At 66.3% G+C, this 25,450-nt stretch carries 28 protein-coding genes; 3 read left to right on the top strand and 25 right to left on the bottom strand.

Features of this window, described 5'->3' with window-relative positions; all coding sequences use genetic code 11:
- Nucleotides 1–2 precede the first annotated feature (2 nt).
- From PKB_RS02850 to PKB_RS02795, 12 genes are all read right to left on the bottom strand, one after another.
- Entirely contained in the window at nucleotides 3–506 is a 504-nt protein-coding gene (locus tag PKB_RS02850; RefSeq protein WP_043248875.1) for a phage major tail tube protein, read from the bottom strand.
- A 12-nt stretch (nucleotides 507–518) separates the two neighbouring features.
- Entirely contained in the window at nucleotides 519–1,676 is a 1,158-nt protein-coding gene (locus tag PKB_RS02845) for a phage tail sheath subtilisin-like domain-containing protein (RefSeq protein WP_043248873.1), read from the bottom strand.
- A 202-nt stretch (nucleotides 1,677–1,878) separates the two neighbouring features.
- Complete coding sequence (locus PKB_RS30070; protein WP_242411207.1) at nucleotides 1,879–3,027, bottom strand: phage tail protein; 1,149 nt, start codon at nucleotides 3,025–3,027, stop codon at nucleotides 1,879–1,881.
- On the bottom strand, nucleotides 3,018–3,632 hold the full coding sequence (locus PKB_RS02835) for a phage tail protein I (RefSeq protein WP_043248870.1): 615 nt from the start codon (nucleotides 3,630–3,632) through the stop codon (nucleotides 3,018–3,020). The genes PKB_RS30070 and PKB_RS02835 overlap by 10 nt, the downstream gene beginning before the upstream one ends.
- On the bottom strand, nucleotides 3,625–4,515 hold the full coding sequence (locus tag PKB_RS02830) for a baseplate assembly protein (RefSeq protein ID WP_043248868.1): 891 nt from the start codon (nucleotides 4,513–4,515) through the stop codon (nucleotides 3,625–3,627). The genes PKB_RS02835 and PKB_RS02830 overlap by 8 nt, the downstream gene beginning before the upstream one ends.
- A complete protein-coding gene (locus PKB_RS02825) occupies nucleotides 4,512–4,838 on the bottom strand; it encodes a GPW/gp25 family protein (RefSeq protein ID WP_043248865.1) in 327 nt (108 codons plus the stop codon). Before PKB_RS02825 ends, PKB_RS02830 begins: the two co-directional genes overlap by 4 nt.
- Nucleotides 4,839–4,941: 103 nt before the next feature.
- The gene (locus PKB_RS02820; RefSeq protein ID WP_043248863.1) at nucleotides 4,942–5,505 is read right to left on the bottom strand and encodes a phage baseplate assembly protein V; all 564 of its coding nucleotides are present in this window, start codon (nucleotides 5,503–5,505) and stop codon (nucleotides 4,942–4,944) included.
- The gene (locus tag PKB_RS02815) at nucleotides 5,502–6,032 is read right to left on the bottom strand and encodes a hypothetical protein (RefSeq protein ID WP_043248861.1); all 531 of its coding nucleotides are present in this window, start codon (nucleotides 6,030–6,032) and stop codon (nucleotides 5,502–5,504) included. The genes PKB_RS02820 and PKB_RS02815 overlap by 4 nt, the downstream gene beginning before the upstream one ends.
- A gap of 32 nt (nucleotides 6,033–6,064) precedes the next feature.
- Nucleotides 6,065–6,412, bottom strand: coding sequence for a phage holin family protein (locus PKB_RS02810; protein WP_043248859.1), 348 nt, complete (start codon nucleotides 6,410–6,412; stop codon nucleotides 6,065–6,067).
- Nucleotides 6,413–6,696: 284 nt separating this feature from the next.
- Nucleotides 6,697–7,179, bottom strand: a complete 483-nt coding sequence (locus PKB_RS02805) for a GNAT family N-acetyltransferase (RefSeq protein ID WP_043256847.1) — start codon at nucleotides 7,177–7,179, stop codon at nucleotides 6,697–6,699.
- A 75-nt stretch (nucleotides 7,180–7,254) separates the two neighbouring features.
- Nucleotides 7,255–7,614, bottom strand: coding sequence for a PA0613 family protein (locus PKB_RS02800; protein ID WP_043248858.1), 360 nt, complete (start codon nucleotides 7,612–7,614; stop codon nucleotides 7,255–7,257).
- Nucleotides 7,615–7,632: 18 nt separating this feature from the next.
- Nucleotides 7,633–7,842 (bottom strand): TraR/DksA C4-type zinc finger protein, encoded by a 210-nt coding sequence (locus tag PKB_RS02795; protein ID WP_043248857.1) that lies wholly within the window; start codon nucleotides 7,840–7,842, stop codon nucleotides 7,633–7,635.
- Nucleotides 7,843–8,243: 401 nt separating this feature from the next.
- On the opposite strand from PKB_RS02795, the gene PKB_RS02790 reads away from it, so the two are divergent.
- Together PKB_RS02790 and PKB_RS02785 are read left to right on the top strand one after the other, a co-directional pair.
- The gene (locus PKB_RS02790) at nucleotides 8,244–9,014 is read left to right on the top strand and encodes an XRE family transcriptional regulator (protein WP_043248855.1); all 771 of its coding nucleotides are present in this window, start codon (nucleotides 8,244–8,246) and stop codon (nucleotides 9,012–9,014) included.
- A gap of 132 nt (nucleotides 9,015–9,146) precedes the next feature.
- Nucleotides 9,147–9,470, top strand: a complete 324-nt coding sequence (locus PKB_RS02785; RefSeq protein WP_043248854.1) for a pyocin activator PrtN family protein — start codon at nucleotides 9,147–9,149, stop codon at nucleotides 9,468–9,470.
- Nucleotides 9,471–9,582: 112 nt separating this feature from the next.
- Here the strand turns inward: PKB_RS02785 and trpE are convergent, their stop codons facing one another.
- The 10 genes from trpE to PKB_RS02735 form a co-directional block, all read right to left on the bottom strand.
- Nucleotides 9,583–11,076: an anthranilate synthase component I gene (gene trpE / locus PKB_RS02780; RefSeq protein WP_043248853.1), complete on the bottom strand. Its 1,494-nt coding sequence runs from the start codon at nucleotides 11,074–11,076 to the stop codon at nucleotides 9,583–9,585.
- A 71-nt stretch (nucleotides 11,077–11,147) separates the two neighbouring features.
- Nucleotides 11,148–11,972, bottom strand: coding sequence for a phosphoglycolate phosphatase (locus tag PKB_RS02775; RefSeq protein WP_043248852.1), 825 nt, complete (start codon nucleotides 11,970–11,972; stop codon nucleotides 11,148–11,150).
- A complete protein-coding gene (rpe, locus tag PKB_RS02770; RefSeq protein WP_043248851.1) occupies nucleotides 11,972–12,646 on the bottom strand; it encodes a ribulose-phosphate 3-epimerase in 675 nt (224 codons plus the stop codon). The genes PKB_RS02775 and rpe overlap by 1 nt, the downstream gene beginning before the upstream one ends.
- A 154-nt stretch (nucleotides 12,647–12,800) precedes the next feature.
- Nucleotides 12,801–13,628: an ABC transporter permease gene (locus tag PKB_RS02765; RefSeq protein WP_043248850.1), complete on the bottom strand. Its 828-nt coding sequence runs from the start codon at nucleotides 13,626–13,628 to the stop codon at nucleotides 12,801–12,803.
- Between the two features lie 13 nt (nucleotides 13,629–13,641).
- Nucleotides 13,642–14,889 carry an ABC transporter permease gene (locus PKB_RS02760; RefSeq protein WP_043248848.1) on the bottom strand — a complete coding sequence of 416 codons (1,248 nt, stop codon included), beginning with the start codon at nucleotides 14,887–14,889 and terminating at the stop codon, nucleotides 13,642–13,644.
- Nucleotides 14,890–15,066: 177 nt separating this feature from the next.
- Complete coding sequence (locus tag PKB_RS02755) at nucleotides 15,067–16,125, bottom strand: ABC transporter substrate-binding protein (RefSeq protein WP_052355156.1); 1,059 nt, start codon at nucleotides 16,123–16,125, stop codon at nucleotides 15,067–15,069.
- Nucleotides 16,126–16,166: 41 nt separating this feature from the next.
- A complete protein-coding gene (locus PKB_RS02750; RefSeq protein ID WP_043248846.1) occupies nucleotides 16,167–17,276 on the bottom strand; it encodes an ABC transporter ATP-binding protein in 1,110 nt (369 codons plus the stop codon).
- A gap of 202 nt (nucleotides 17,277–17,478) precedes the next feature.
- Nucleotides 17,479–18,519, bottom strand: a complete 1,041-nt coding sequence (locus tag PKB_RS02745; protein WP_052355155.1) for an ABC transporter substrate-binding protein — start codon at nucleotides 18,517–18,519, stop codon at nucleotides 17,479–17,481.
- A gap of 128 nt (nucleotides 18,520–18,647) precedes the next feature.
- A complete protein-coding gene (locus PKB_RS02740) occupies nucleotides 18,648–19,277 on the bottom strand; it encodes a response regulator (protein WP_043248845.1) in 630 nt (209 codons plus the stop codon).
- A gap of 52 nt (nucleotides 19,278–19,329) precedes the next feature.
- A complete protein-coding gene (locus tag PKB_RS02735) occupies nucleotides 19,330–21,756 on the bottom strand; it encodes a PAS domain-containing sensor histidine kinase (RefSeq protein WP_084166560.1) in 2,427 nt (808 codons plus the stop codon).
- A 151-nt stretch (nucleotides 21,757–21,907) separates the two neighbouring features.
- Between PKB_RS02735 and PKB_RS02730 the strand changes: the two genes are divergently transcribed.
- Nucleotides 21,908–22,891 carry an alpha/beta hydrolase family protein gene (locus PKB_RS02730; RefSeq protein ID WP_043248843.1) on the top strand — a complete coding sequence of 328 codons (984 nt, stop codon included), beginning with the start codon at nucleotides 21,908–21,910 and terminating at the stop codon, nucleotides 22,889–22,891.
- Nucleotides 22,892–22,898: 7 nt separating this feature from the next.
- Here PKB_RS02730 and PKB_RS02725 read toward each other — a convergent pair whose 3' ends face one another.
- From PKB_RS02725 to PKB_RS02715, 3 genes are read right to left on the bottom strand one after another with little or no spacing between them, the layout of a single operon-like run.
- Entirely contained in the window at nucleotides 22,899–23,657 is a 759-nt protein-coding gene (locus PKB_RS02725; protein WP_043248841.1) for a DnaJ domain-containing protein, read from the bottom strand.
- Nucleotides 23,658–24,332: an N-acetylmuramate alpha-1-phosphate uridylyltransferase MurU gene (gene murU, locus PKB_RS02720; protein ID WP_043248839.1), complete on the bottom strand. Its 675-nt coding sequence runs from the start codon at nucleotides 24,330–24,332 to the stop codon at nucleotides 23,658–23,660.
- On the bottom strand, nucleotides 24,329–25,345 hold the full coding sequence (locus tag PKB_RS02715; RefSeq protein WP_043248837.1) for an aminoglycoside phosphotransferase family protein: 1,017 nt from the start codon (nucleotides 25,343–25,345) through the stop codon (nucleotides 24,329–24,331). The genes murU and PKB_RS02715 overlap by 4 nt, the downstream gene beginning before the upstream one ends.
- Nucleotides 25,346–25,450: the final 105 nt, after the last annotated feature.

Below are 25,450 nucleotides of genomic sequence, written 5' to 3'. Positions count from 1 at the left end.
CCTCAGATGCCCAGGTGGCCGCGCATGGCCGCCAGCTGGTCGACGCCGTTGATCCGGCGAACCGCGTTCAGCGGATCGATCGCGAAGACCTCGCGGCCGTCGACTTCCAGCTTGTAGTAGCTGACCACCACGTTGAACTTGAACTCGGCCAGCTCGCCGATCTTCCAGTCGCCCGGGTCGACTTCCTGGAGCATGCCGTTGATGGTCGCGATCACCGGCACGGCTTCGCCCTTCTGGCCCTTGAAGGAGCCACGGAACACGCCCTTGAAGCCGTTCTGGTCGGCCAGGCCGAAGAAGTTCAGCGCCTCGCGGCGGGCACCGTTGGTGGAGAACTTCGCTTCCATCTTCTCCAGGCCCATGTCCAGGGCGATGGGCGCGTCCATGCCGCCGGCCTGGTAATCCTGGGTCTTGACGCTCAGTTTGGGCAGGGACAGCGAAGGCACGTCGCCGGCGAAACTGACGCCGTCGATGAACAGGTTGGTGTTGCTCAGGGTTTGCGGAATCATGGATTGCTCTCCTTAGGCGTCGAGGACTTCGGTCAGCCACTGGTCGGTGACTTCCACGCGGAAGTTGGGGTTTTCGGCAGGCGGGACGTCGGTGAAGCGAATGTTCCAGTACACCTTGCCCTGGGCCAGCTGGCTGCTGGTGTTGAGGTCGGGGTCGGCGTAGACCTCGAAGTCGATCAGCGCGCCCTGGTTCTTCAGGTCGCGCATGAAGGCGTTCAGGCCTTCGGTGACGTCCTTCACGTAGGTCTTGGTAATGCCGCGGTCCACCGCCCACTTGTGCCCGGCGAGGATGGCGTCCATCACCAGGTCGAGGGTCCGCACGCGGGTGACGAAGGCCCACTTGGCGTCGCTGGACAGGGTGCGGTTGCCCCACAGGCGGTAGCCGTCGTCGCGGATGATGGTGGCGATGTTGGCGTTGTTCAGCAGGTTGGCGCGGCAGGTCGCGTCACCGTCGAGGAACTCGATCGGCCGGCCGGTGCCGGTGATACCGGAGAACTCCTTGTTCGACGGCGAGGACCAGAAGCCGTACTCGGCGTCGGTCCAGGCGAACAGCCCGGCGGTGTAGGCGGAGGCCGGGGCGTCGGTGGTTTCGCTGAACTCGGTGTCCCAGTACTGCACGCCCGGATCGACCATGAAGATGCGCTTGCTGCCGAACTCGCCGGCGTAATCGACGGCGTCTTCGTCGGTGGTGTTGGGCCCGTCGACGATGGCGATGGCGCGTAGCTTCTCGGCCAGGCTATCCATGGCGGTAGCCACTGCCTGGGTGGACGAATGCCCGGGCGCCACCAGCAGGCGCGGCTGGGTGTTGAAGCGCGACTTGCCGTCGAGCAGTGCCTGCAGACCGGTGCGCTGCCCCGAAGCGGTGACGGTACCGATGACCGCGGATGCCTGCATTTCCGGGGTTTCGGCGAGCTTGACGCCGACCGCTACCACCACGGCAGCAGACTGGGTGTAGATCGCCACGCAGGACTTGTAGATCGCCGAGTCGACGCCGAAGGCCGCCGCGGCCTCGCGCAGACTGGTGATCAGCACCGGCACGTCAGCCTGCGCGCTGACCGACGCCCCCGGGGCGAAGGTATCCACCAGGCCGATGATCGAGGACGACGGCAGCGCGATGGTCCGCGCGCCGATGTCGACGTTGGTCACGGTAACGCCGTGAAAGAAGCTCATAGGGTTTTCTCCAGACATAAAAAAACCGCCGGAAGGCGGTTGGTTGTGGAACGTTTAAGGCGGTTTTAGACAATGACAGGACCAAACCACCGTAGCGGCCTTCACAGCATCGACGCTTTGGAGGTCAGCAGCGGCTGGCTAGGTAGGTGGGCACCACAGAAAGTTGCCCAAGTCAGCAACGAACTCACTCGAAGGAGGCTAGCTAGATACTTCCAATCACTTGGTACTCAATACGCAGCGGGCCACCAGACAGCGTTTTAAAGCAGATATCCAGGTAGGTGCCTGTGATGACACTGGGGGACGCCTGAACTCCCGAACCTATTGTTGCTTCCGTCTGGTACTCCGATACAACTACCGACCAGACAGAGGTCAGGGTTAACGGGAAGCTAACGCGCACGGTCCCTTTACCATCGCTATTTGCAGTTGGAATGGTCGAGCCAAATATCCGAACCAGACCATTGGGCGAACGCTCATATTTGACGGCCCCAGCCAGATCCAACATGACAGTCGCAGAGCGCCAAACATTATCGGTGGAGTATCGCGATGTGATCGCAGCTGCCAGCCCCGCCGGGGTCACTGCACGCTCGGCATCCACACCCGCAGCAGCCTCGGCTATCGTTGCCAGCTCAACTAGTCCTGAACGAACGTCAGTTGCCGTACACGCTGCAAGGCCGGCGGGAGTTACGGCTCGGGTAGTATCGCTCTTCGCCTGTACCTCAGCAGTAGTCGCCAGCTCAACCAGGCCGGTTCGAATCTCCGTGGCCGTGCGAGCGCTCAATCCGGCAGGAGTCACACTATGTGTAGCTTCTATACCGGCTTGTACCTCCGCAGTTGTCGCTAGTCGTACTACACCGAGGCTCGCCTCTGTTGCGACCCGAGTGCGGAAAGCAGAATCAACGTACTCGCGGGTGGCCAGCACCACGCTCGGGTCGATCTTCAGTTCCACCGAGGCGGTGTTGCTGACGATCAGCACCATGCGCACGGTCTGGGTGCGGCCGCTGCCTTCTGCCAGCTGCGGTTTGTACGACGGGGCGCAGTTGGCGTAGGCGATCAGCGCGCCGCTGTCGTCGTACAGGCCCATCTCGCGAATCCACCAGCCGCCGACATCCTCGGGGATGACCTGCTCGGCGATGATCTGCGCGGCGTTGGCCGGGTCGACGCTCAGCTGGTTCAGCGGTGCGCGGCGGACTTCGTTGACCAGCGCGGTGCGGCTGGCGTCCGGGGTCGGCACGGTGCCGCCGCCGTCGCCGACGGCGAGCTGGGTGATCTTCAGTGTGGTGCCGAGGGCGCTGGCGTTCGCCAGCTTGCTCGCACCTATGGTGGTGAGGAGTGCGTAGTAGGTCACGGCCATGGGTAGACGCTCAGTTGGTCGATGGTGTGTTCCCGGCCGGGCAGACCGAAGCTGCCGCGGGTTTCGATGACGTCCGGGAGGTACGGGTAGACGGTGACGATGTCGCCGTCGTATTGCCCCGAGCCGATGGTGATCCGGCCCTGGGTTTCCAGGCTGATGTCCAGCCCGATGAGGTGGCGGGTCAGCGGTTTCGCGTCGTCGATCAGGCGCTCCACTTCCTCGTACATCTCTTCGCTGATGCCGCTGTCGAGCACGCCGATGCGCAGGCGGAAGGTGCCCGGCTCGACTTCCCCGCCGACTTGCCACCATTCGATGACCTCGATCAGGTAGCCCAGCGGCTCGATCACCCGGCGCAGCGCAGCGATGGTTCCCTTGTGCTGGTGGATGCGGAACGCCGCGAGCACTGCCTTGCGCTTCACCGCCTCCGGCCAGGTCGGGTCCCAGCGGTCCACCGACCAGGCCCAGGCGAGGTAGGGCAGCAGCGCCAGCGGGCAGTGCTGCGGGTCCATCAGTTCACGCAGCGGCACCGGCAGATCGGCCGACTGCACGTCGGCCAGGGCGCGCTCCAGCGGCGTGGCGTTGCTCGGCAGCAGGCGGCTACTCATCGGAGCCACCGACGCTGACGTCGTAGCCGCTGCAGTACGCCGCCTGGGTGGCATCGAGCACCACGTCGGCGACCGGCTGCGCCAGCTCGACCCGCTGCACGCCCTCGACATGCAGCGCGGCGAACAGCGCCGAGCGGCGGATGTCGCGGCCGAGGCGGCGCTGGGTGGCGATGTAGGTCTGCAGCGAACTCTCCGCGGCCTGCTGGATCAGCTCGGCCTCCGGCCCCGGGTAGATGTAGAGCACCGCCTGCACCTGGTACTCGACGATGCTGGCCGACTGCACGGTGACGCGATCGCCGACCGGGCGCACGTCTTCGTCGGACAGCACAGCACGCACCGCATCCAGGATGTCCTCGCCGGCACTGCCATCCCCCTCACGGGCAAGCACACTGATCAGCGCCTCGCAGGGGGCCGGACTGGTCGCCGAAACGTCCGCGATGCGCCCGTCCGCCCCCAGCGCGAAGGCGATGTAGGCGTTGCGTGGCCCAGCCACCGAGAGCTGGTCGAAGGCCAGCTGGGTGCGGTTGCGCAGCGAGTCGTCGCTTTCCAGCACCGCTTCCTGCGGCGGCACAGCCGTGGGGTCGGCCGGCTGGATCACCAGCCTCGCCACGTTGTAGCCGGCGGCCAGTTGGTCGAGGTCGCTGCCGATCGCGTAGGCGAGCATCACCGAGCGCGCGGCATCGTTGATCCGGGCACGCAGCAGCAGCTCGCGATAGGCCGCCAGCTCGAGCAGCTTGAGCACCGGGTCGGACTCCAGCGCAGCGTTCCAGCCCTCGCCCATGGCGGCGCGGAAGGCGGCCAGCAGATCCTGGTACAGCGCTTCGAAATCGAGGCTTTCGACCACCTCGGGGGCCGGCAGCTGCGACAGGTCGATGACGCTCATGGCTGCACCTCCAGCTGTACGTCGTTGTTCTGGTAGATGCCGCGCAACAGCAGCGTCACGCTACCGCCGAGGACGGCCACCACCTTCACCGACTGCAGGCGAATGCGCGGTTCCCAGCGCCCGAGGGCATATGCCACCTCGGCCTGCACCGCGCTCTTCCAGCCCTCGGTAAGAGGCAGGTCGACCATGCGCCGCAGGCGGCTGCCGTACTCCGGGCGCATGCGCCGGCTGCCCAGCGGCGTGCTCAGGATGTCCTCGATGGACTGTTTCAGATGCGCCAGGCCGCTCAGCGGCTGGCCGGTGCGCCTGTCCATGCCGATCATGGCTGCGCCCTCCGCCGTGGCGGGCGTGCGCGAGTGCTTCTGCCCATGCTGTTCTCCAGAAACGAAGAGGCCCGCGCGCGGCGGGCCTGTGGATGAAAAGGATTCAGTGCGTGTGGTGGTTGCTGTTGCCGGTGGTGTCCATGATCGAGCCGGTGCTGCTGACGTTGCCCTGCACCGTCAGGTTGCCCTGGATGCTCACCGCGCCCTTCAGGCTGATCTGCCCGGCCTGCACGCTGACGGCGCTGTCGCTTACCGCCACCTTCGCCGAACCCACCTGCACGTTCACCGTGCCGCTGGGCAGGCTGATGCTGTAGCTGTGCGCCGCCCAGTCGTAGACCAGCGTGCCGCCATCGGCGAAGCGCCAGGTCTGCACGTGGTCGCGGTTGTCCGCCGGCTCGCCGGCATCGCCGAACAGCCCGGGGATGAAAGTCCCCATCGCCAGCACACCGGACGGGCTGAGCAATACGCCCTGCTCGCCGATGCTCGGTGCACGCCAGTGACGGGCCTGGCCGGCAGCCTGGTCGTGCCAGCGCACCCAGGCGCTGGTCCATTCGCCGGACTGCACCCGAACCCGCGCGGCGGCCAGGTCGACGGCCACCACCACGCAGGGCAGGACCAGCGCGGCCAACCGGCGATCCTGCTCGGCGCTCACATAGACCTGGCTCATTGCAGCTCCTCCGGCGCGAAGTAGTCGGGCTCGTGCCCCGAACCGGTCTGCGGGTCGATGCCGATCAGCAGTGAGCCGGGCGGCAGGTCTTCCCAGGGCCATTCGGGCTCGCCGAGCAGCAGCGGCTGGCGCCACTCGACGAGCCAGCAGCGGTACGCACTCAACGCCGGATCATCGCTCACCGGCTGCGCCTGGATGAAAGTCGGTGGCTGCACGTCGAGGCCCCAGGTCTGGCTGCGCAGCAACAGCGCCAGGCGCGCCACGCAGCGCAGTGCCAGGGCCTCTGCTGCAGCATCGTCGAGGGGCACCAGCAGCCGCGCCTGCAACGCGCAGATAACGGCCGTCTTGCCGGTGCCGGGGTCTCGATCGGGCTGCAGTTGCGCCAGGTCCAGCAACAATGCCGGCGGGGTCGGCGCTATGTCGCCGAGCGGCCCGCGCAGAATCTGCTCGATCTCCGTCAGCTGCGCGGCCAGGGTCTGCTCGACGGCCGCGAGCAGCGCGTCGAGCGTCATGGGTTGCTCGGACATGAAACCTCCAGTGGATGGGGTGAAGCGGCGTCTCAGTGGCGCTGCTGATCGTTGTGTTCGGGCACCTCGCAAACGCCGAGGCGCCGCGCCGCCCAGCGCTCGTAGAGGCCGACGGCGATTTCTGCCCCGGCCGCCGCGGTCAGGCTGCCGACCGCGGCGCTGAGCAGTAGCGAGGCGCCGCAGGACATCGCCAGCAGCATCACCGCGACGCCGCAGACGATGGAGGCGCCGGAGCGCAAGGCGAGCCGCCGCAGCAGCACCCAGCCGCCGAGGCCGGCCTTGTCCGCCCGCCACATCTCGCCGCTGACGCCACCGAGCGCGGCAAGCAGGATCAGCACCCACAGCGGCATCTCGGCCAGGGTCTGAGGTTCGTTGCCCATGGGCTCTCCTCGAATAGAAACGCCCGCGAGTGCGGGCGGAACCGGCGACTATCAGCCGACCGGGGATCACTGCCGGCGCCTGCGAAATGGCGGCGGTACAAACGACAGAGCCCGGCGCTAAGGCCGGGCTCTATGGGGGTTTCAGCGGTGCTCCCTGGGGACGCACCTTTACAAGAATGACTACTTTTTACCCCCCGATTCCCGGCCGAACAAGGCCTCGCCGGCGATACACCGCAATAGGGGGGTAATGCACCGGCAATACACCGGAGAGATGCGGCGACAGGTCAAAGCGTCTTGCTCAGCAGCACCGTGGTGAAGCCGCTGTGCCACTCCTCGTCCGGGTAGAAATCGATCTCGGCATAGCCGTGCTTGCCATAGAAGGTGCGCGCCTGGTGATTGAAGGTGTCGGTCTCCAGGCGCACGCAAGCGTGACCGGCAGCGGCGATGCACGACTCGGCGAAGCGCAGCAGCGCGCTGCCGGCACCGCTGCGCTGCCAGAGCGGGGAAACGTGGAGGGATTCGATGAAGTCGCCGCGCCAGTCCACCAGGCCGATCACCCGATCGGCGAGGCAGGCCAGGTGAAAATCGCCCAGGCGCTCGGCGACATAGGCGCCGCTGCGGCCGGCGCTTTCGAAGCGCTCACGGGCGGTCTCGGCGAGCTGGGGTTTCCAGGTGTTTTCGTAGGTTTCGCCGAGCACGCGCAGGATGGCCTCGGCGTCGGCCGGCGTAGCGCGGCGAATTTGCAGGAAGAGCGTATTGCTGGGCATGCCAGCGAGCATAGACCGGCCCGCGGAAAATACAGAGCCCGGCGCGGGGCCGGGCTCGTCATTAGAGTAAAAGACTCAGGCGACGCGGCGCATCAGCCGGGCCTGGATGGTCTGGTGCGCCACATGCAGGCGCAGGTAGAAGGTGTTGCGGCTGCAGCGGCAGTGACGGTACTTCTGCGCCGGCTCGCTGTCGCGGTTCAGGTAGTGCTCGGTGACCACCTCTTTCTGCTGTTCGGGCAGGCCATTGACGATCAGGTCGAGCTCGCCGACCCGGTCGAGCAGGACGCGGCTGCCACGGGTGCCGCGAATCATCTCGCCCTTGTTGGCCATCATCATCGCCAGCAGGTTGCCGCCGGCATAACCACCGCCGGCTACGCCGGGGTCGTGCATTTCTTCGGCCCAGAGCTTGAGCATTTCGTCGATCGGCTTGATCACGGGTCTCTCCTTCGCGCTTCAGCGGCGGCGTTCGAGTTCTTCCAGGGCCTGGCAATCCAGACAGCGGTCGCACCCGGGCACGGCCTGGCGGCGCGCTTCGGGGATGGGCTCGCCACAGACCTGGCAGTCCTCGGCGGCGGCAGGTATTGCGCTGTGACGGCGGGCCGCGATTAGCGCATCCAGGCGTTCCAGCATCAGGTCGTTGGCGTAGTCGGCGAGGTCAGCCATGGCGGGCCTCCCGGGTTTTCGAGGTTGGGTGTCGCATCTGGGTTTTCTCCTGGCGAAGACCCTCCCTTCGCGTGCCTTCGGGAGGCCGCGTTGCCAGGTCGTTCGCTATCTGCGTGGTGTTGCGGTTGTGTCGTTCGCGTCGCGGAGACGGCGCCCTCCCCCCCCCCCCCCCCCCCCGCCAGCCTGCGTGACCGCAGGCAACCCATGGCTTCCTTGCCATGTCAGCGAAGCGCGCCGCCGGGGCACTCCGCGCTTCTGTCGCTCCGCACCGTGCGGAGCCCTGGTCCGACAGCCGCCTCTGCGGCTCACCGGGTTGGCGAGAAAAAACTTACAACCAAAGCTATTATTTCGTCAACACCAAAGCTATTTACAGCCTACAACCCTGGGGGTAGAGTGCCGCCATGAACAGCACACCCAGCCCCTCCACGCTCGCCGAGCGCCTCAAGCAGGCCATGGCGGCGCGCAACCTGAAGCAGGAGACCCTCGCCGAGGCGGCGGGGGTTTCGCAGAACACCATTCACAAGCTGACCTCCGGCAAGGCGCAGAGCACCCGCAAGCTGATCGAGATCGCTGCCGCGCTGGGCGTTTCGCCGATCTGGCTGGGCACCGGCGAAGGCGCCCCCGCGCTGGCGCCCGATGCCTCGAAGGCACCGGCGGACGCCAGCCCGCTGCGCCTGGAGCCGCTGCTCCCGTGGGACAGCAGCACGCCGCTGGACGAGGACGAAGTGGAGTTGCCCTTGTACAAGGAAGTGGAAATGGCTGCCGGCGCCGGGCGTACGGCGGTGCGCCAGATCGAGGGGCGCAAGCTGCGTTTCTCCTACGCCACGCTGCGCGCCGCGGGGGTCGACCCGGCCGCGGCGATCTGTGCCCAGCTCACCGGCAACAGCATGGAGCCGCTGATCATGGATGGCTCCACCATCGGCATCGACACCGCCACCACGCACATCACCGACGGCGAGATCTATGCGCTGGAGCACGACGGCATGCTGCGGGTGAAGTTCCTCTACCGCCTGCCCGGCGGCGGTATCCGCCTGCGCAGCTTCAACCGCGACGAGTACCAGGACGAGGAGTACGGCCCGGAGGAAATCCACGCCAACCAGATCAGCATCATCGGCTGGGTGTTCTGGTGGTCCACCGTACGCCACCGGCGCGCGCCGACGCTGGTCCGCTGAAGTTCACCCGAACCCCGCCCAGGCGGGGTTTCTTCTGCCTGGCAGAAAGTTCGTCGGGAAGCGATTGCCAGGAAATACAACAAAAGCTATATTTCCTCCATCGATTCCCCCCCTTCGAGCAGGAGGACCTCCATGCTGCCATCGAGCCTCGACAACCCGCCGGCGCCTCGCCAGGAAACCGTGACCCTGGTCTACCAGATCTTCGGCGACGTGCTCGTGCCGCTGGAGCAGGTCCGCGAGCGCTGGTTCCGCAACCTCAACCGGGAGAACTTCGGCAAGGCCCTGGCCTGCGGGCGCATCGCCCTGCCGGTGACCACGCTGGACGACAGCCACAAGGCCATGCAGTTCGTCTCGGTGGACCACCTGGCCGCCTTCGTCGAACAGCGCGCCAGCCTGGCCGACGCTACCCTCGCCCGCCGCCGCGCCAGTTGGAATCCGGAAGCCGCGGCCCTGTAATAGCCCCCGCAGCAGAACAGGTTCGCGAGCCTGCCCGCTCCTACGAAGAACACAAACGAAAACGCCGTTTCCCCTCTCAGGGAAACGGCGTTTTGCATTGCCGCGAACGGGATCAGTCGTCGCCGTGCAACCGCGCGGTGTGCTCGGCCAGCGCCACGGCGCGGAACATCGCGCGGCGCTTGTTGATGGTTTCTTCCCACTCCGCTGCCGGTACCGAGTCGGCGACGATGCCGCCGCCCGCTTGCACGTGCAGCTCGCCGTTCTTGATCACCGCGGTGCGGATGGCGATGGCGGTGTCCATGTTGCCGTTCCACGCCAGGTAGCCGACGGCGCCGCCGTAGACGCCGCGCTTGACCGGTTCCAGCTCGTCGATGATTTCCATCGCGCGGATCTTCGGTGCGCCGGACAGGGTGCCGGCCGGGAGGATCGCGCGCAGGGCGTCCATGGCGCTGAGCTCGGGCTTGAGCTGGCCGTTGACGTTGGAAACGATGTGCATGACGTTCGAGTAGCGCTCGATGACCATCTGCTCGGTGACCTTCACCGAGCCAGTCTGCGAGACGCGGCCGACGTCGTTGCGGCCGAGGTCGATGAGCATCAGGTGCTCGGCGATTTCCTTGGCGTCGGAGAGCAGGTCGACTTCCAGCGCGTGGTCGGCTTCCTCGGTCGCGCCGCGCGGGCGGGTGCCGGCGATCGGGCGTACGGTGACCTCGCCGTCTTCCACACGCACCAGCACTTCCGGCGAGCTGCCCACCACGTGGAAATCGCCGAAGTTGAAGAAGTACATGTACGGCGTCGGATTGAAGCAACGCAGCGCGCGGTACAGGTCGATGGGCGCCGCCTTGAAGTCGATCGACATACGCTGCGACGGCACTACCTGCATGCAGTCGCCGGCGAGGATGTATTCCTTGACCGTTTCCACCGCGCGCTCGTAGTCCTCGCGGGTGAAGCTGGCGCGGAACTGCGGTTCGGGCGCGTTGACCGCGCTGAAGTCCAGGCCCTTGCGCGGGGTGATCGGCTGGCGCAGGTGCTCCAGCAGCTCTTCCAGGCGCGCCTCGGCCTTGTCGTAGGCGCCGTCTTCGGCCGGGTCGGCGAGGACGATGGCGTGCAGCTTGCCAGCCAGGTTGTCGAACACCACCACCGCGTCGGAAACCATCAGCAGGATGTCCGGGTTGTTCAGCGGGTCGGGGTTCGGGCACTTCGCCAGGCGCTGCTCGACGTAGCGCACGCAGTCGTAGCCGAAGTAGCCGACCAGGCCGCCGTTGAAGCGCGGCAGGCCCGGCAGGGTCGGAACGCGGTAGCGATCCTTGAATTCCTCGACGAAGGCCAGCGGGTCTTCGCTCTCGAAGTGTTCGGTTTCCACGCCGTCGACACTGATGCTCACGCTGTGGCCGTAGACGCGCAGCACGGTGCGGCACTGCAGGCCGATGATGGAGTAGCGCCCCCACTTCTCGCCGCCCTGGACGGATTCGAGCAGGTAGGTGTTCGGGCCGTCGGCGAGCTTGAGGTAGATCGACAGCGGGGTGTCGAAGTCGGCGAGGGTTTCGCAGGTCAGGGGGATGCGGTTGTAGCCTTCGGCGGCCAGCCGCTGGAATGCTTCACGGTTCATGATCGGCCTCGTGGAGAGAGGGAGGAAACGGGCTTGTGGCAAACACGCCGGGATGACCGGCCAGGCAGATGTCAGGCGCGCCAGCGCCAACGGGCCAGGGCCTTGATGACCTTCATCCAGAGTTTGCGGGGAGCCGAGTCCAGCACGATGCGATCTCGTTGAGCGGGGGTCGAAACAGAGTCCGGCAACACTATCGCTTTGCCCTGATCGAAGCAAGGCAGCAGTTGGCGCAGGTCGTCCACCACCAGGGTCGGCTGCTCTTCATCGATCGGACGGCCGTGGTTGTAGCCGTAGGTGAGGCCAACGCTACGTACGCCGGCGGCCTTCGCTGCCAGCACGTCATTGCGCGAGTCGCCGACGAACAAGGCGTCATCCGCGAGCACACCGGCAGCCTTCATCACGAACAGCAGCGCTGCCGGATCGGGCTTCTGCTGCGGCAGGGTGTCACCGCCGACGATCCAGCGGAAGAACTTGCCCAGGCCCATCTCGTCCAGCAGCGGAGCGACGAAACGCTCAGGCTTGTTGGTGATCAGCGCCAGCTCGACGTCGCGCTTCTTCAGCCACTTCAGGGTATCGACCACACCGGGATAGACCTCGGTGAGCGTGTGGCTGTCGGCATAGGCCTCCATGAACAGGGCCAGGGCGCGCTCGGTGTCTTCCTCGCTCACGCCATCGTGCTCGATGTCACCGGCCAGCGCGCGGCGCACCAGCACGCGGGCGCCGTTGCCGACCCAGTGGCGCACGGCCTCCAGGCCCGCAGCCGGACGGCCGAGCTGCAGCAGCATCTTGTCCACCGCAGCAGCCAGGTCCGGAACCGAGTCCACCAGGGTGCCGTCGAGGTCGAACATCACCAGACGCGGCAGCTTCCCGGCGAACAACGGTTGCGCAGCGCTCATCACTTGCCGGCCTGTGCCAGCTCGGCGCGCATGGTGCGGATGACTTCGGCGTAGTCCGGCGCATTGAAGATGGCCGAACCGGCGACGAAGGTGTCGGCACCCGCCGCGGCGATCTCGCGGATGTTCTTCACGTTGACGCCGCCATCTATCTCCAGGCGGATGTCACGGCCGGAGGCGTCGATCAGTGCGCGCGCTTCGCGCAGCTTGTCGAGGGTGCCGGGGATGAACTTCTGCCCGCCGAAGCCGGGGTTCACGCTCATCAGCAGGACCATGTCGATCTTGTCCATCACGTACTTGAGCGCGTCCAGCGAGGTGGCCGGGTTGAACACCAGGCCGGCCTTGCAGCCGCCGTCCTTGATCAGTTGCAGGGAGCGGTCGATGTGCTGCGAGGCTTCCGGGTGGAAGGTGATGTAGGTGGCGCCGGCTTCGATGAAGTCGCCGATGATGCGGTCCACCGGGGAGACCATCAGGTGCACGTCGATGGGCGCGGTCACGCCGTACTTGCGCAGCGCCGTGCAGACCATCGGGCCGATGGTGAGGTTCGGCACGTAATGGTTGTCCATCACGTCGAAGTGGACGATGTCGGCGCCGGCGGCGAGCACCTTGTCCACATCCTCGCCCAAGCGGGCGAAGTCGGCGGAGAGGATCGACGGGGCGATGGCGTAGGGTTGCATGGCGCACCTCTGTGGGCGGAATCACGGATGGCGCGCATTGTAGCCGCTGACAGCGGCGAGGTGGGATCGGCCCGATGGCCGAGTGCCAGGCAAAAAAAAGATCGCGGAACAGGCCCGCCGCCGAGGCGACGGACCTGCCGCGATCCACTGTGGATCAGGCAGTCGGTGCGGTACGCATCTTCTCGCTGCGGCCGCGCAGCCATTCCAGGGTCAGCAGCAGCAGGACGGAGAAGCCGATCAGCAGGGTCGCCGCGGCGGCGATGGTCGGGCTGAGGTTCTCGCGGATACCGCTGAACATCTGGCGCGGCAGGGTGGCCTGCTCGGGGCCGGCGAGGAACAGCGTCACCACTACTTCGTCGAACGAGGTGGCGAAGGCGAAGAGCGCACCCGAGATCACCCCGGGGGCGATCAGCGGCAGGGTCACCTTGAAGAAGGTCAGCACCGGCGGCGCGCCCAGGCTGGCGGCGGCGCGCACCAGGTTCTGGTTGAAGCCCTGCAGGGTCGCCGACACCGTGATGATCACGAAGGGCACGCCGAGCACGGCGTGCACGATGATCAGCGAGATGTAGCTGTTGCCCAGGCCGAAGGGCGCGAAGAACAGGTAGCTCGCCACACCGATGATCACCACCGGGACCACCATCGGCGAGATCACCAGGCTCATCACCAGGGCTTTGCCACGGAACTCGCCGCGGGTCAGGCCGATCGACGCCAGGGTGCCGAAGACCATAGCCAGCACGGTCGCGGCCGGGGCCACGATCATGCTGTTGGTCAGCGAACGCATCCACTCGGCGGAGTGGAAGAAGTCGGCGTACCAGCGCAGCGAGAAGCCCTGCAGCGGGTAGACCAGGAAGGTGCCGGAGTTGAACGACAACGGAATGATCACCAGCACCGGCAGCACCAGGAACAGCAGCACCAGGCCGCAGAGGATGCGCAGGGTGTAGAACCACACGCGCTCGACCGGGGACATGTAGGGACTCAGCATTTTCTTCTTCTCCTCAGCCCAGGCGCAGGCGGCTCGCGCCCACCAGCCAGCCGTAGATCACGTACAGCACCAGGGTGGCGAACAGCAGCAGGCCGCCCAGGGCCGTGGCCATGCCCCAGTTGATGGTGGTGTTGGTGTAGAAGGCGACGAAGTAGCTGACCATCTGGTCGTTCGGGCTGCCCAGCAGCGCCGGGGTGATGTAGTAGCCGATCGACAGGATGAACACCAGCAGGCAACCGGCGCCGACGCCGGCTACGGTCTGCGGGAAGTAGACCTTCCAGAAGGCGCCGAACGGATGGCTGCCCAGGGAGATGGCCGCACGCATGTAGCTCGGCGAGATGCTCTTCATCACGCTGAAGATCGGCAGGATCATGAACGGCAGCATGATGTGCACCATGGCGATGTACACGCCGGTGCGGTTGAACACGAGTTGCAACGGCTGGTCGATCAAGCCCAGCTTGAGCAGCGCGCCGTTGATCAGGCCGCCGGACTGCAGCAGCACGATCCACGCCGCTACGCGCACCAGGATGGACGTCCAGAACGGCAGCAGGACCAGGATCATCAGCAGGTTGCTCTTGCGCGTCGGCAAGTTGGCCAGCAGGTACGCCAGCGGATAGGCGAACAGCAGGCAGATCACGGTGATCACCGCGCCCATCCAGAAAGTGCGCGCGAAGATGTCCAGGTAGATGGACTGGTCGGGCGTGGCCTGGGCCAGTTCGCCGAGGTCGTCGATACGATGATCGAGCGCGGCGAGCAGGTAATAGGGGGTGATGCTGCTGGCGTTGCGGCGGATCACCTGCCAGTAGGCCGGGTCGCCCCAGCGCTCGTCGAGCGCTTCCATGGCGTCTTTATAAGAGGCCGGCGGCTGCTGGAACGGCAGGGCACGGGCGGTCTTGGCCATCAGGCTGCGGTAGCCGGCCAGCTCCATGTTCAGGCGCTTGGAGAGGTCACCGATGGTCTGGTTCTTGCGCGCAGCGACCAGGTCTTCGCTCAGCGCCTGGTACACCGGCTCAGGCGGCAGCGACTTGCCGTCCCATACGGTGATGGCGTTGACGGTCTTCGGCAGCGAGCCGACCACCTCGGGGTTGTTCACGCTCTTCATGAGCAGCGCGGCAATCGGCACCAGGAACACCAGCAGGAGGAACAGCAGCAGCGGCAGGATCAGCGCCTGGGATTTCAGACGGTTCATCCGCTCTGCACGCGCCAGGCGCTGCTTGAGGGTGGGGCCGGCGACCTCGTTCAAGGACACAGCGGTGGCCATAGCGAACTCCGGTAAAACGAGCCGCCCGCGAAGGCGGCTTAAGTGTGGTATTTCGGACGTTTCGGGACGAACGCCGCCGGACCGGGAGAGCCTCCCGGCCGCTGCGGACCGCAAACTGCGCGGTTCGTGGCGGCGTCGCCACAGGCGCCGCCGAGAGCCGGCGGCGCGGGGCCGACCTTACTTGGCGGCCCAGGCGTTGAAGCGCTGTTCCAGCTGCTCGCCGTAGTCAGCCCAGAAGCCGACGTTCATGCCCACCTGGCCTTCGATGTTGGCCGGGGTGGTCGGCATGTTGGTCAGAACGCCCTTGTCCAGCAGGTTCACGGTGTTCTTGTTCACCGGACCGTAGGCGATGTTCTCGGCGTAGATCTTCTGCTGCTCGGGCTTGACCGAGAAGGCGATGAACTTCAGCGCGTCGTCCTTCTTCTTGGCGCCTTTCGGGATGGCCCAGGCGTCGAAGTCGTAGATGCCGCCGTTCCACACGACCTTCAGGTTGCTTTCTTTCTGAACCGAGGCGATACGGCCGTTGTAGGCCGAGCTCATGACCACGTCACCGGAAGCGAGGTACTGCGGCGGCTGGGCGCCGGCTTCCCACCACTGGATGTTCGGCTTGATCTCGTCGAGTTTCTTGAACGCGCGATCCTGGCCTTCCTTGGTGGCGAGCACCTTGTAGACGTCTTTCGGCGCAACGCCGTCGGCCATCAGGGCGAATTCCAGGGTGTACTTGGCGCCCTTGCGCAGTGCGCGCTTGCCGGGGAATTTCTTCACGTCCCAGAAGTCGGCCCAGCCGGTCGGAGCGGTCTTCAGCTTGTCGGCGTTGTAGGCCAGCACGGTGGACCATACGAAGAAACCGACGCCGCAGTTGCTCACCGCGCCCGGAACGTAGTCTTCGGCCTTGCCGAGGATGGCCGGGTCGATTTCCTCGAACATGCCCTCGTCACAGCCACGGGCCAGCTCCGGCGATTCCACCTCGACCAGGTCCCAGGTCACGCTCTTGGTGTCGACCATGGCCTTCACCTTGGCCATCTCGCCGTTGTATTCGCCGGCGACGATCTTGTTGCCAGTGGCTTTCTCGAAGGGCTGGTAGAAGGCCTTGACCTGGGCGTCCTTGTTGGCGCCGCCGAAGGAGATCACGGTCAGATCGGTAGCGGCCATGCTCTGCGCGGCGGCAGCCAGGCCCAGACTCAGTGCGGCGAGCTGCAGACCGGCTTTCAACGGATGGGACGGGAACTTCGACATTATTCTTCTCTCCACAGTGTGCAGGTTTGTTTTTCTTCGACTCAGGCCGCCGGGAGCGGGTCGAGGGCACGCACGTGCTCCACGGCCCAGCCCAGCGGTACCACATCCCCGACCGCCAACGCGGAGTCCAGCTCGGCGATCGGCTGCTTGACGAAGAAGTCGGTGCGGCCGCAAACCTCGAGGCGGATGCGCACGTGGTCGCCAAGGTAGATGAACTCGGCCACGCGGCCGGAGAAACGGTTGGCGCAGTTCTCGCTGTGGCCATTCAGGCGGACCCGCTCCGGGCGGATCGACAGGCTCACCGGCTGGCCCGGCTCGCCGACGTTGACTGCCAGTGCCTCGACCTTCTCGCCCCGCGCCAGGCTGACCACGCAACGGTCGCCGTCGCGGCTCTGCAGTTGGCCGGCGATACGGTTGTTCTCACCGATGAAGTTGGCGACGAAGGAGTTGCGCGGGTGCTCGTAGAGTTCCGCCGGCGGCGCGATCTGCTGGATCTCGCCCTGGTGGAATACCGCCACGCGGTCGGACATGGTCAGCGCCTCGCCCTGGTCGTGGGTCACGTAGACCACGGTCACGCCCAGGCGCTGGTGGATGTGCTTGATCTCCATCTGCATGTGCTCGCGCAATTGCTTGTCGAGCGCACCCAGGGGTTCGTCCATCAGCACCAGCTGCGGCTCGAAGACCAGCGCACGGGCCAGGGCCACGCGCTGCTGCTGGCCGCCGGAAAGCTGCGCCGGATAACGGCCGCCGAAGGCGTCGAGTTGGACCATCGAGAGCGCGCGCTTAACGCGTTCGGCGACGTCGGTCTTGCTCATGCCGCGCACAGAGAGCGGGAACGCCAGGTTCTCGGCCACGGTCATGTGCGGGAACAGGGCATAGTTCTGGAACACCATGCCGATGTCGCGCTTGTGCGGGGGGACGTTGTTGATCGCGCGGCCGGCCAGGAGGATCTCGCCGGACGTGGGGGTTTCGAAACCGGCCAGCATCATCAGGCTGGTGGTCTTGCCGGAACCGGACGGCCCCAGCAGGGTCAGGAATTCGCCTTTGCGAATATCCACATTGAGGTCTTTGACGATGAGGGTTTCGCCATCGTAGCTCTTCTGTACGCCACGAAAGCTGACCAGCACATCGCTCGCCTGAGTCTCGGCCATAACCGCACCTTTGTATTTATGTAAGTAATGCCGTACAGCAAGACTAGAGAAGCCTGCAGCACGCGCAAATCGGGCGGGAAGAGAACTTGCTATAAGGGTAGAAGAGGATCGTCTGTAGGGCGATTCCTACAAAACCGGCGCGCTAGCAGCGCCGGAAAATCGGTGCCGCACGATTGCGACACCGACCGTTCCGAGAGCGACCTCAGCGCTTGGCCCAGGCCTCGAAACGCTTCTCCAGGGCGTCGCCGTGCTCGCTCCAGAAGGCCACGTTCATGCCCAGCGCATTGCTCATGTTCTTCGGCGCGGTGGGCAGATTGGCCGCCACCTGCGGGTCCAGCTGCTCCACCGCCTTGCGGTTGGCGGGGCCGTAGGCGATGTTCTGCGAGTACACCTTCTGTTGCGCCGGCTGGCTGGCGAAGGCGATGAAGCGCTCGGCATCGGCCTTCTTCCATACCCCGGAAGGCATCGCCCAGTAGTCGAAGTCGTAGATGCCGCCGCTCCAGACCATCCGGTAGCCCTTCTGCTCACCCTGCGCCGCAGCGATCCGGCCGTTGTAGGCCGAGCTCATGACCACGCTGCCGTCGGCCAAATCACGCACCGGGTCCTGGCCGGATTTCCACCAGCGGATGTAGGGCTTGAGCTCATCGAGCTTGTGGAAGGCGCGGTCGACACCGGCCGGCGTCGCCAGCACCTGATAGACCTCATTGGGCGCCACGCCATCGGCCATCAGGGCGAACTCCAGGCTGTACTTGGCGCCCCAGCGCAGGCCGCGTTTACCTGGGTACTTCTTCACATCCCAGAAGTCGGCCCAGCCCGAAGGCTGCCCCTGCACCTTGTCCTGGTTGTAGGCCAGCAGCGTGGTCCAGACGAAGATGCCGACGCCGCACGGCTGCACCGCTCCCGGCACGTAGTCCGCGGCATTGCCGACCAGCTTCGGATCGAGCTTCTCGAACAGGCCTTCCTGGCAGCCGCGCGCCAGCTCCGGCGCCTCCACCTCGACCACGTCCCAAGACACATGGCTGATCTGCACCATCTGCTTGAGCTTGTCGAGATCGCCGTTATAGGAGCCATGCACCACCGCCGTGCCGGTGCTGTCCTTGAACGGCTTGTAGAACGCCTTCTCCTGCGCGGCCATGTTGGCCCCGCCGAAGGAAATCACCGTCACGTACTCCGCCAGCGCCGGGGTGGCGACTGCGCCTAGCAGGCCGAATACCAGCCCCCGCTTTACCGCTCGCAACAACATCCTTTTCTCCTTGTTCTGATGAGGCAGCTCACTGCGCCGGCCATCATTCACTGTCGCCGGTGCGCGAGATAGACGGGCTTTGCAAAAAGCGGAAGGGACGCACATTCGGCGCGTCCGCGCGTCGCGGATCAAACCAGTTTGTGCTCGACGGCGTACTTCACCAGGTCTGCCACCGAGTGCGCGTTGAGTTTCTGCATCAGCCGCGCCTTGTGGGTGCTCACGGTCTTGTTGCTGACCGCCAGGTGCTGGGCGATCTCGTTCACGCCCTCGCCCTTCACCAGGCGCTCGAACACCGAGAACTCGCGCTCCGAGAGCAATGCGTGGGAAGGCCGCGAGTCGGTCAGGCCGACCTCGAAGACCATGCGGTCGGCCAGTGCCGGGTCGATGTAGCGACCGCCGCTGGCAACCTTGCGGATGGCGGTGAGCAGCAGTGCGGGGTCGCTGTCCTTGGTGGCGTAGCCGGCCGCGCCGATCTTCAGCGCGCGAGCCGCCATCTGCACTTCATCGTGCATCGACAGCATGAGAATGGCAGGCGGATTGGCCAGCGCGCGGATCCGCGGGATCGCCTCCAGGCCGTTCACCCCGGGCATGGAGATGTCCAGCAGGACCACCTCGCAAGGCACCTGGCGCAACGTCTCGATCAGTTGTTCGCCATTGGTGGCCTCGCCGACCACCTGCAGGTCCTTGGCCATGCCGATCAGTTGCTTGATGCCCTCGCGGACGATGGTGTGGTCTTCGGCCACCAGTACTCGGATCACTGCACTTCTCCCCGTAAAACGCTCTAACGCGCCGAGTATTTCTGTGAACACCTCAGGCGCTTTGCTCCACGACCTCGTCGGCCCCCAGCGGCACCCGCACACGCAGGTTGCTGCCCTCGCCCGGCTGGCTGTGGATTTCCAGGCTGCCGCCGAGCATGAGCACACGTTCGCGCATACCGACCAGGCCGAAGGAGCTGCCGCGCCAAGCCGCCTCCGTGTCGAAGCCGCGGCCATCGTCGCCGATGCTCAGGCACAACTCACCGTTCTCGACCGTCAGCTCAAGCTCCACAGTATGCGCCTGCGCGTGGCGCATGACATTGGTCAGCGCCTCCTGGAGGATGCGGAACAGCCCGATGGCCTTGGCGTCGGCCAGCCGCGGCGAATGCTCCGGCACCGTCACCAGGCAGGGGATGCCGGTGCGCGCCTCGAAACGCCGCGCCTGCCACTCCAGCGCCGAGCCGATGCCGGCATCGAGGATCGGCGGACGCAAAGCCGTTGCCACGTCGCGCACCAACTGGAACAGCTGGGCAATGAGCTTCTTCATGTTGCCCAGGCGGTCGTGCAATCCCGGATCCAGCTCGCCATAGGCGAGCTCGCACATCGACGTCTCCAGCTTGAGCACCGTCAGCACCTGGCCGAGCTCGTCGTGCACCTCGCGGGCGATGCGCGCCTTTTCTTCTTCGCGAACGCTCTCGAGGTGCGCGGAAAGCTCACGTAGCTGGGCGCGGGACTCGGCCAGCTCCAGCTCGATCTGCTTGTTCTCGGTGATGTCCCAGACCACGCCGTCCCAGGCGCGGCGGCCGTCCTCCAGGCGCCGCGCGGTGGCCTTGATATCGACCCAGCGCGGCTCGCCGCTGCGGGTGAGGATGCGCCCCTGCCAATGCCAGTTGGTGCCGTTGAAGACTGCCTGTTCCTGGCTGGCGAGATAGCCGCCGCGCTCATCCGGATGCACCAGGCCCATGATGCCCAGGCCGCTTTCGCGCAGGTAACCGGGGCTGTAGCCGAGCGAGGCTTCGCTACCACCACTGATGAAGCTGAGGTGCGCGAAGTCCGAGTCGTCGCCCGGTGCGCTCGGCTCCAGGCGGAACACCAGCCCCGGCACGTTGCCGGCGATGCCCTGCAGGCGCGCCTCGCTTTCTTCCAGGGCCGCGTGCGCGCGCCGCCGCTCGGTGGCGTCGCTGACGAAAACCAGCAGGTATTCCGAACCGCCGAAGCGCAGGAAACTCAGCGAGACTTCGGCCGGCAGCCAGCTACCGTCGGCGCGGCGCAGACCGGTCTCGAAGCTCAATGGTCCCTCGTCGCTGTTGCGCGCTCGGCGCCACAGGTTCAGCCAGTTGTCCATGTTCAGCGTCGGCTCGAAATCCGCCAGCGGGCGCTCGGCCAGCGCGCCGGCCGCCTCGCCGAGCATTTCCTCGGCCGCTCGGTTGGCGTAGCGGATATGGCTGTCCCAGTTGACCCAGAGGATGCCGACCGTGCTGCTGTCGATGGCAAACTGGGTCAGGCGCAGCGCTTCCTCCGCCGCCTGGCGCAGCTCGATGTCACGCCGCGCTGCGAGCAGTCGCTGCTCCAGGGCACCGCGCTGACGACGCAGCCAGGCCACAGTCGCCAGGGCCAGCACGAGCAGCAGCCCGAGCAGAATGCAAAGGTTCTTCCAGAAGCTCGGCGACTCGACCAGGCGCGGATACTGCGGCTGCAGCCAGCGCTGGTGGATCTGGTCGAGTTCCTTGGCCGGAACGGCGCGCAAGGCGGCATCGAGGATGGCGGCCAGCTCCGGCAAGTCGCGCCGCGTGGCCAGGCGCAGCAGCTGCGGATAGCCGATGTCAGCGACCACGCGGAAGCCGCCGAACTCGCCCTCGCGGCTCAGGCGCGCCAGGCTCGCTTCGTCGACCACCGCATAGCTGGCGGTCTGATCGAGCACCCGGCGCAGCGCCTCGCGGTCGCTTCCGGTCAGTTGCAGGCGCGCCCCGTAATAAGTGCCGTGCAGGTAGTCCGAAACCGGGCCGGGTCCCCGCAACGCCACCGGCTCGTCGCTACCGAGGTGCTCCAGCTCCACCGTGGCCGCTTCGGCCTGGAAGCCGACCAGCAGGCGCGGTACGCGCAGGTAGGGATCGGAGAACAGCCACTCGCGCAGCGTGTCGGGCGTTTGCGCAAGGCCCGGCGCCATATCGATCTCGCCAGCGCGGGCCGCGCGCTCCAGCAGGTTCTGATCGGAATAGACCTGCCATTGCAGGTTGACCCCGAGACTTCCGGCGATCCACTCCAGCAGTTCGACGTTAGCCCCTGAGAGCTGTTGCAGGCGACGGTCCTGCTGGGCATAGGGCGCTTCCAGCACGACGCCGACACGCAGCTGCGGATGCGCCTGCAGCCAGTCGCGCTGAGTTGCGTCCAGCCCCGCAGCCAACTGCGCCGCCTGCGCCTGCGCCCAGAGCGGAAGGAACAGAAGAAGCGCCACCAGGGCCTTGCGCAACAGAGGTCTCATGCCGACAGCACCACGTACCGAATTGAAAGCGCCGCTACCTTACCGCAGTGTGCTGGCCAGCTGCCAAGCCACGGCCTGACAAAGCGGGCACAACCGATTAGGCTGGCGCCTTTCGCGCCCGCACGCCAGCCGAACCTCCGGGAATAGCCCGATGCCACGCTCCTCGTCACCTACACGCCTCGCCCTCTGCATCGCCCTCTGCCTGCTGCCTGGCGCACCAGGCTGGGCGGAAGACAAGCCTGCCGCCGCTCCAGCCGAAACCGCCGCCCCGGCAGAACCCAAGCGACCGGCCGTGGAAGAGCGCAGCCAGGCCGAGGCCAGCGGCCTGATACAGCACCTGCCCGATCGCCAGCAACAGACCCTGCAGGCCGGCGACGAAAGCTTCCTCGCCCTCTGGCTGCCCGCCAATGCGCCCCAGGCCGAAGGTGTGGTGATCATCGTGCCCGGAGATGGCGAGAGCCCCGACTGGCCCAAGGCGGTCGGCCCTCTGCGGCACAAACTGCCCGACGCCGGCTGGCAGACCCTCAGCCTGAGCCTGCCCGACCGCATGGACAGCCTGGCGCAGACGCGCCCGGTGGACGCTGTCGCTAGCGACGACAAGGAAGCGGCCAAGGCCGATGCGCCGGCGCCCTCAGGCGACACGCCTTCCGCCAGCGAGGCCGCGCCCGCGCAGGACCCTGCCATCGAACGGCGCAAGGCCTATTCCGACCGGGTCATGGCGCGTATCCAGGCCGGCGTCGACTCCCCCCGGCAGGAAAAGCCGAAGAGCATCATCCTCCTCGGCCACGGCACGGGCGCCTACTGGGCCGCCCGCTACCTGGCCGAACGCGAACCGACCGACATCCGCAACCTGCTGCTGGTCGCAGCGCAAATGCCCAATGAATTCCGCCCGCCACTGGAAGACATGGTGCCGCGCCTGGCGCTGGCCACCGGCGACTTCTTCTACCGCGACCGCGATACGGACCGAAAAGCGGCGCAGCTGCGCCTGCAGGCGAGCAAACGCGAAACCGGCAAGACCTACGTACAGATCGGCATGAACGCCCTTCCCGGCGACCCCGTCAGCGAGCAGGACCAGCTCTATCGTCGGGTGCGCGGCTGGCTTTCAATGCACATCAAGCAGGCCGACAGCCCCTGAGGGCAATTCAACGGAAGCCGTGGCGCTCGCGGATCAGCGAGTAGGCTTCCTGGATCTCGCGGGTTTTCTCGGTGGCCGCGGCGATGCGTGCTTCGCCGGCGCCGACCAGCTTGTCCGGATGGTGCTGGCTGATCAGCCGGCGGTAGGCACGCTTGATCTCCGCCGGTTCGGCACCCTCCTCGACGCCGAGCAGGCGCAGGGCACGGGTGTAGCTCTCGGCGCGGGTCAGCGGTGCGCGGACTTTCTCCGCACCCGAAGCCAGCGCCAGCACGGTAGCCCGCGGCAACCCCAGCGTTTCACCCCAGCGCAGGATCAGCGCCTTCTCTGCAGCGGTCGGCACCCCGGCGGCCCAGGCCATGCGCCAGCAGGCCTGGAGCAGGCCATCTGCGGTCGGACGCTGGCCATGGCGTTGCTCCAGCCCCTCGTCGAGCAGCGGACCACCCTGCTTGCCGCGCCCGAAGGCATCTATGGCGCGCAAGCGTGCCGGCTCATCCAGACCGAGACGCAGCATCTCGGCCCGCGCCTGCTGGATATGCGCGTCCTGCACCCGCCCGCGAATCTTCGCCAGGCGGCCTAGAAGCATGAACAGCAGCTCGTCGTCCGGCACCCGCCCGCTTCCGCGAAGCTGCTCGAACAAGCCGCGCCAGGTGCGCTGGCGCATGCGCCGGTCGAGCACCTGGCCGAGCACCCCGCCGAGCATGGCGCCGGGAATGCTCGCCAGCGCCCAGCCGGCGAGGATGCCTATCAGGGTGCCAGGCCAGAACATTCAGCGCGCCGCCAACAAGCGCTCGACCTCGGCCAGGCGCTCATGGGTACCGACATCGACCCAGCGCCCCTCGTGCAGCTCACCGCTGACGCGCCCGGCCGCCATCGCCTCGCGCAGCAATGGGGCAAGCTTGAAGGCACCGTCCTGGCTGGCGGCGAACAGCGCCGGGTGCAGCACCGCGATACCGCTATAGGTGAAGCTCGGCTCGCCTTCGCGGTAATCGCTCACGCGCCCTTCGCGCAGGCAGAAATCGCCACGTCCGTTGTGCTCGGGATTGGCGACCAGCACCAGATGCGCGAGGTCACCGTCGGCCAGCGCGTTGTGCAGATGGGCGTAGTCGAAGTCGGTCCAGATGTCGCCATTGGCCACGGCGAAAGGCTCCGACCCCAGCAGCGGCAGCGCGCGGAAGATGCCGCCGCCGGTTTCGAGCGGCTCGCCCTCGGCCGAGTAGCGAATGCTCACGTCGAAGCGTGCGCCATCGCCGAGGTAATCCTCGATCTGCTGGCCGAGCCAGGCGTGATTGATCACCAACTCGTCGAAACCGGCACGGCGAAGGGACAACAGCTGGTGCTCGATCAACGGCAGGCCGCCGGCCTGCACTAGCGGCTTGGGCGTGTGCAGGGTCAGCGGACGCAGTCGCTCGCCCTTGCCGGCTGCGAGAATCATCACTTTCATGGGGCCACCGGCTGCGGCAGGTCGGCGAGCAGGGCGCGCAGGTCGGCCAGTTCGGGACGTCGCGCAATCACGCTTTCCAGGTAGCGGAAGAAGCGGGGCACGTCACCGAGGTAGCGCGGCTTGCCGTCGCGATGGCAGATGCGCGCGAAGATGCCGATCACCTTGAGGTGGCGCTGCGCGCCCATCAGGTCGCTGGCGCGGAAGAACTCGTCGAAGGTAGGCGGCAGGGGAATGCCTGCCGCCTGTGCCTTGCGCCAGTAACGGCTGAGTCCGTCGTGGATGCGCGGCTCCGGCCAGCTGAGGAAGGCGTCCTTGTACAGGCAGGTGACGTCGTAGGTAACCGGGCCGTACACCGCGTCCTGGAAGTCGAGCACGCCCGGGTTGGGCTCGCTGAGCATCAGGTTGCGTGGCATGTAATCACGGTGCACCAGCACGCGAGGCTGCTCCAGGGCACTGGCTACCAGCAGGTCGCAGGTGCGCTGCCAGCGCGCCAGTTGTTCGCCCTCGAGGACGACGCCCAGGTGCTTGCCCAGGTACCACTCGGGGAACAGCTGCAGCTCGCGGCGCAGCAGGGCCTCGTCGTAGGGCGGCAGGCGCTCTTCAACCGGCACCTGCTGGAAGGCAACCAGGGCGTCGAGGGCATCCTCGAACAGCTCCTCCGCGTTCTGCGCATTGAGCACATCGAGATAGGTCTGCCGGCCGAGATCGCTGAGCAGCAGGAAACCCTGCTCCAGGTCCTGGGCCAGGATGCGCGGCACATGCACGCCAGCTTCAGCGAGCAGGCCGGCGACTTTGACGAAGGGACGGCAGTCCTCTTGCGGTGGCGGCGCATCCATGACGATCAGCGTGCGGTCTCCGGCCTGCCAGCGGAAGTAGCGGCGGAAACTGGCATCGCTGCTTGCGGGAGTCAGCTCGGCGGGCGGAACCGCACCCCAGCCTTCGGCGGCGAACACAGCGGGCATACACGAGTCCAGCCAGCCATTCAATTGCTGGTAACGGGCATCATCTGACATCTTCAGGGGTTCTCCACGGCCCTAGCCGTTGCGCGGGTCATGCTTTATTATCCAGCATCTTTTTGAGCCCATCGAGAGGCGCGCAGCTCGATCGCGCTGCAGGCT

The organism is Pseudomonas knackmussii B13 (assembly GCF_000689415.1).
Classification (GTDB): domain Bacteria; phylum Pseudomonadota; class Gammaproteobacteria; order Pseudomonadales; family Pseudomonadaceae; genus Pseudomonas; species Pseudomonas knackmussii.
This window is presented reverse-complemented; position numbering and strand designations above follow the sequence as displayed.

Bases quoted from the DNA above. Each gene is read 5' to 3' on its own strand.
- PKB_RS02850 (WP_043248875.1), bottom strand. From the start codon at position 506: ATGATTCCGCAAACCCTGAGCAACACCAACCTGTTCATCGACGGCGTC.
- PKB_RS02845 (WP_043248873.1), bottom strand. From the start codon at position 1,676: ATGAGCTTCTTTCACGGCGTTACCGTGACCAACGTCGACATCGGCGCG.
- PKB_RS30070 (WP_242411207.1), bottom strand. From the start codon at position 3,027: ATGGCCGTGACCTACTACGCACTCCTCACCACCATAGGTGCGAGCAAG.
- PKB_RS02835 (WP_043248870.1), bottom strand. From the start codon at position 3,632: ATGAGTAGCCGCCTGCTGCCGAGCAACGCCACGCCGCTGGAGCGCGCC.
- PKB_RS02830 (WP_043248868.1), bottom strand. From the start codon at position 4,515: ATGAGCGTCATCGACCTGTCGCAGCTGCCGGCCCCCGAGGTGGTCGAA.
- PKB_RS02825 (WP_043248865.1), bottom strand. From the start codon at position 4,838: ATGATCGGCATGGACAGGCGCACCGGCCAGCCGCTGAGCGGCCTGGCG.
- PKB_RS02820 (WP_043248863.1), bottom strand. From the start codon at position 5,505: ATGAGCCAGGTCTATGTGAGCGCCGAGCAGGATCGCCGGTTGGCCGCG.
- PKB_RS02815 (WP_043248861.1), bottom strand. From the start codon at position 6,032: ATGTCCGAGCAACCCATGACGCTCGACGCGCTGCTCGCGGCCGTCGAG.
- PKB_RS02810 (WP_043248859.1), bottom strand. From the start codon at position 6,412: ATGGGCAACGAACCTCAGACCCTGGCCGAGATGCCGCTGTGGGTGCTG.
- PKB_RS02805 (WP_043256847.1), bottom strand. From the start codon at position 7,179: ATGCCCAGCAATACGCTCTTCCTGCAAATTCGCCGCGCTACGCCGGCC.
- PKB_RS02795 (WP_043248857.1), bottom strand. From the start codon at position 7,842: ATGGCTGACCTCGCCGACTACGCCAACGACCTGATGCTGGAACGCCTG.
- PKB_RS02790 (WP_043248855.1), top strand. From the start codon at position 8,244: ATGAACAGCACACCCAGCCCCTCCACGCTCGCCGAGCGCCTCAAGCAG.
- PKB_RS02785 (WP_043248854.1), top strand. From the start codon at position 9,147: ATGCTGCCATCGAGCCTCGACAACCCGCCGGCGCCTCGCCAGGAAACC.
- trpE (WP_043248853.1), bottom strand. From the start codon at position 11,076: ATGAACCGTGAAGCATTCCAGCGGCTGGCCGCCGAAGGCTACAACCGC.
- PKB_RS02775 (WP_043248852.1), bottom strand. From the start codon at position 11,972: ATGAGCGCTGCGCAACCGTTGTTCGCCGGGAAGCTGCCGCGTCTGGTG.
- rpe (WP_043248851.1), bottom strand. From the start codon at position 12,646: ATGCAACCCTACGCCATCGCCCCGTCGATCCTCTCCGCCGACTTCGCC.
- PKB_RS02765 (WP_043248850.1), bottom strand. From the start codon at position 13,628: ATGCTGAGTCCCTACATGTCCCCGGTCGAGCGCGTGTGGTTCTACACC.
- PKB_RS02760 (WP_043248848.1), bottom strand. From the start codon at position 14,889: ATGGCCACCGCTGTGTCCTTGAACGAGGTCGCCGGCCCCACCCTCAAG.
- PKB_RS02755 (WP_052355156.1), bottom strand. From the start codon at position 16,125: ATGTCGAAGTTCCCGTCCCATCCGTTGAAAGCCGGTCTGCAGCTCGCC.
- PKB_RS02750 (WP_043248846.1), bottom strand. From the start codon at position 17,276: ATGGCCGAGACTCAGGCGAGCGATGTGCTGGTCAGCTTTCGTGGCGTA.
- PKB_RS02745 (WP_052355155.1), bottom strand. From the start codon at position 18,519: ATGTTGTTGCGAGCGGTAAAGCGGGGGCTGGTATTCGGCCTGCTAGGC.
- PKB_RS02735 (WP_084166560.1), bottom strand. From the start codon at position 21,756: ATGAGACCTCTGTTGCGCAAGGCCCTGGTGGCGCTTCTTCTGTTCCTT.
- PKB_RS02730 (WP_043248843.1), top strand. From the start codon at position 21,908: ATGCCACGCTCCTCGTCACCTACACGCCTCGCCCTCTGCATCGCCCTC.
- PKB_RS02725 (WP_043248841.1), bottom strand. From the start codon at position 23,657: ATGTTCTGGCCTGGCACCCTGATAGGCATCCTCGCCGGCTGGGCGCTG.
- murU (WP_043248839.1), bottom strand. From the start codon at position 24,332: ATGAAAGTGATGATTCTCGCAGCCGGCAAGGGCGAGCGACTGCGTCCG.
- PKB_RS02715 (WP_043248837.1), bottom strand. From the start codon at position 25,345: ATGTCAGATGATGCCCGTTACCAGCAATTGAATGGCTGGCTGGACTCG.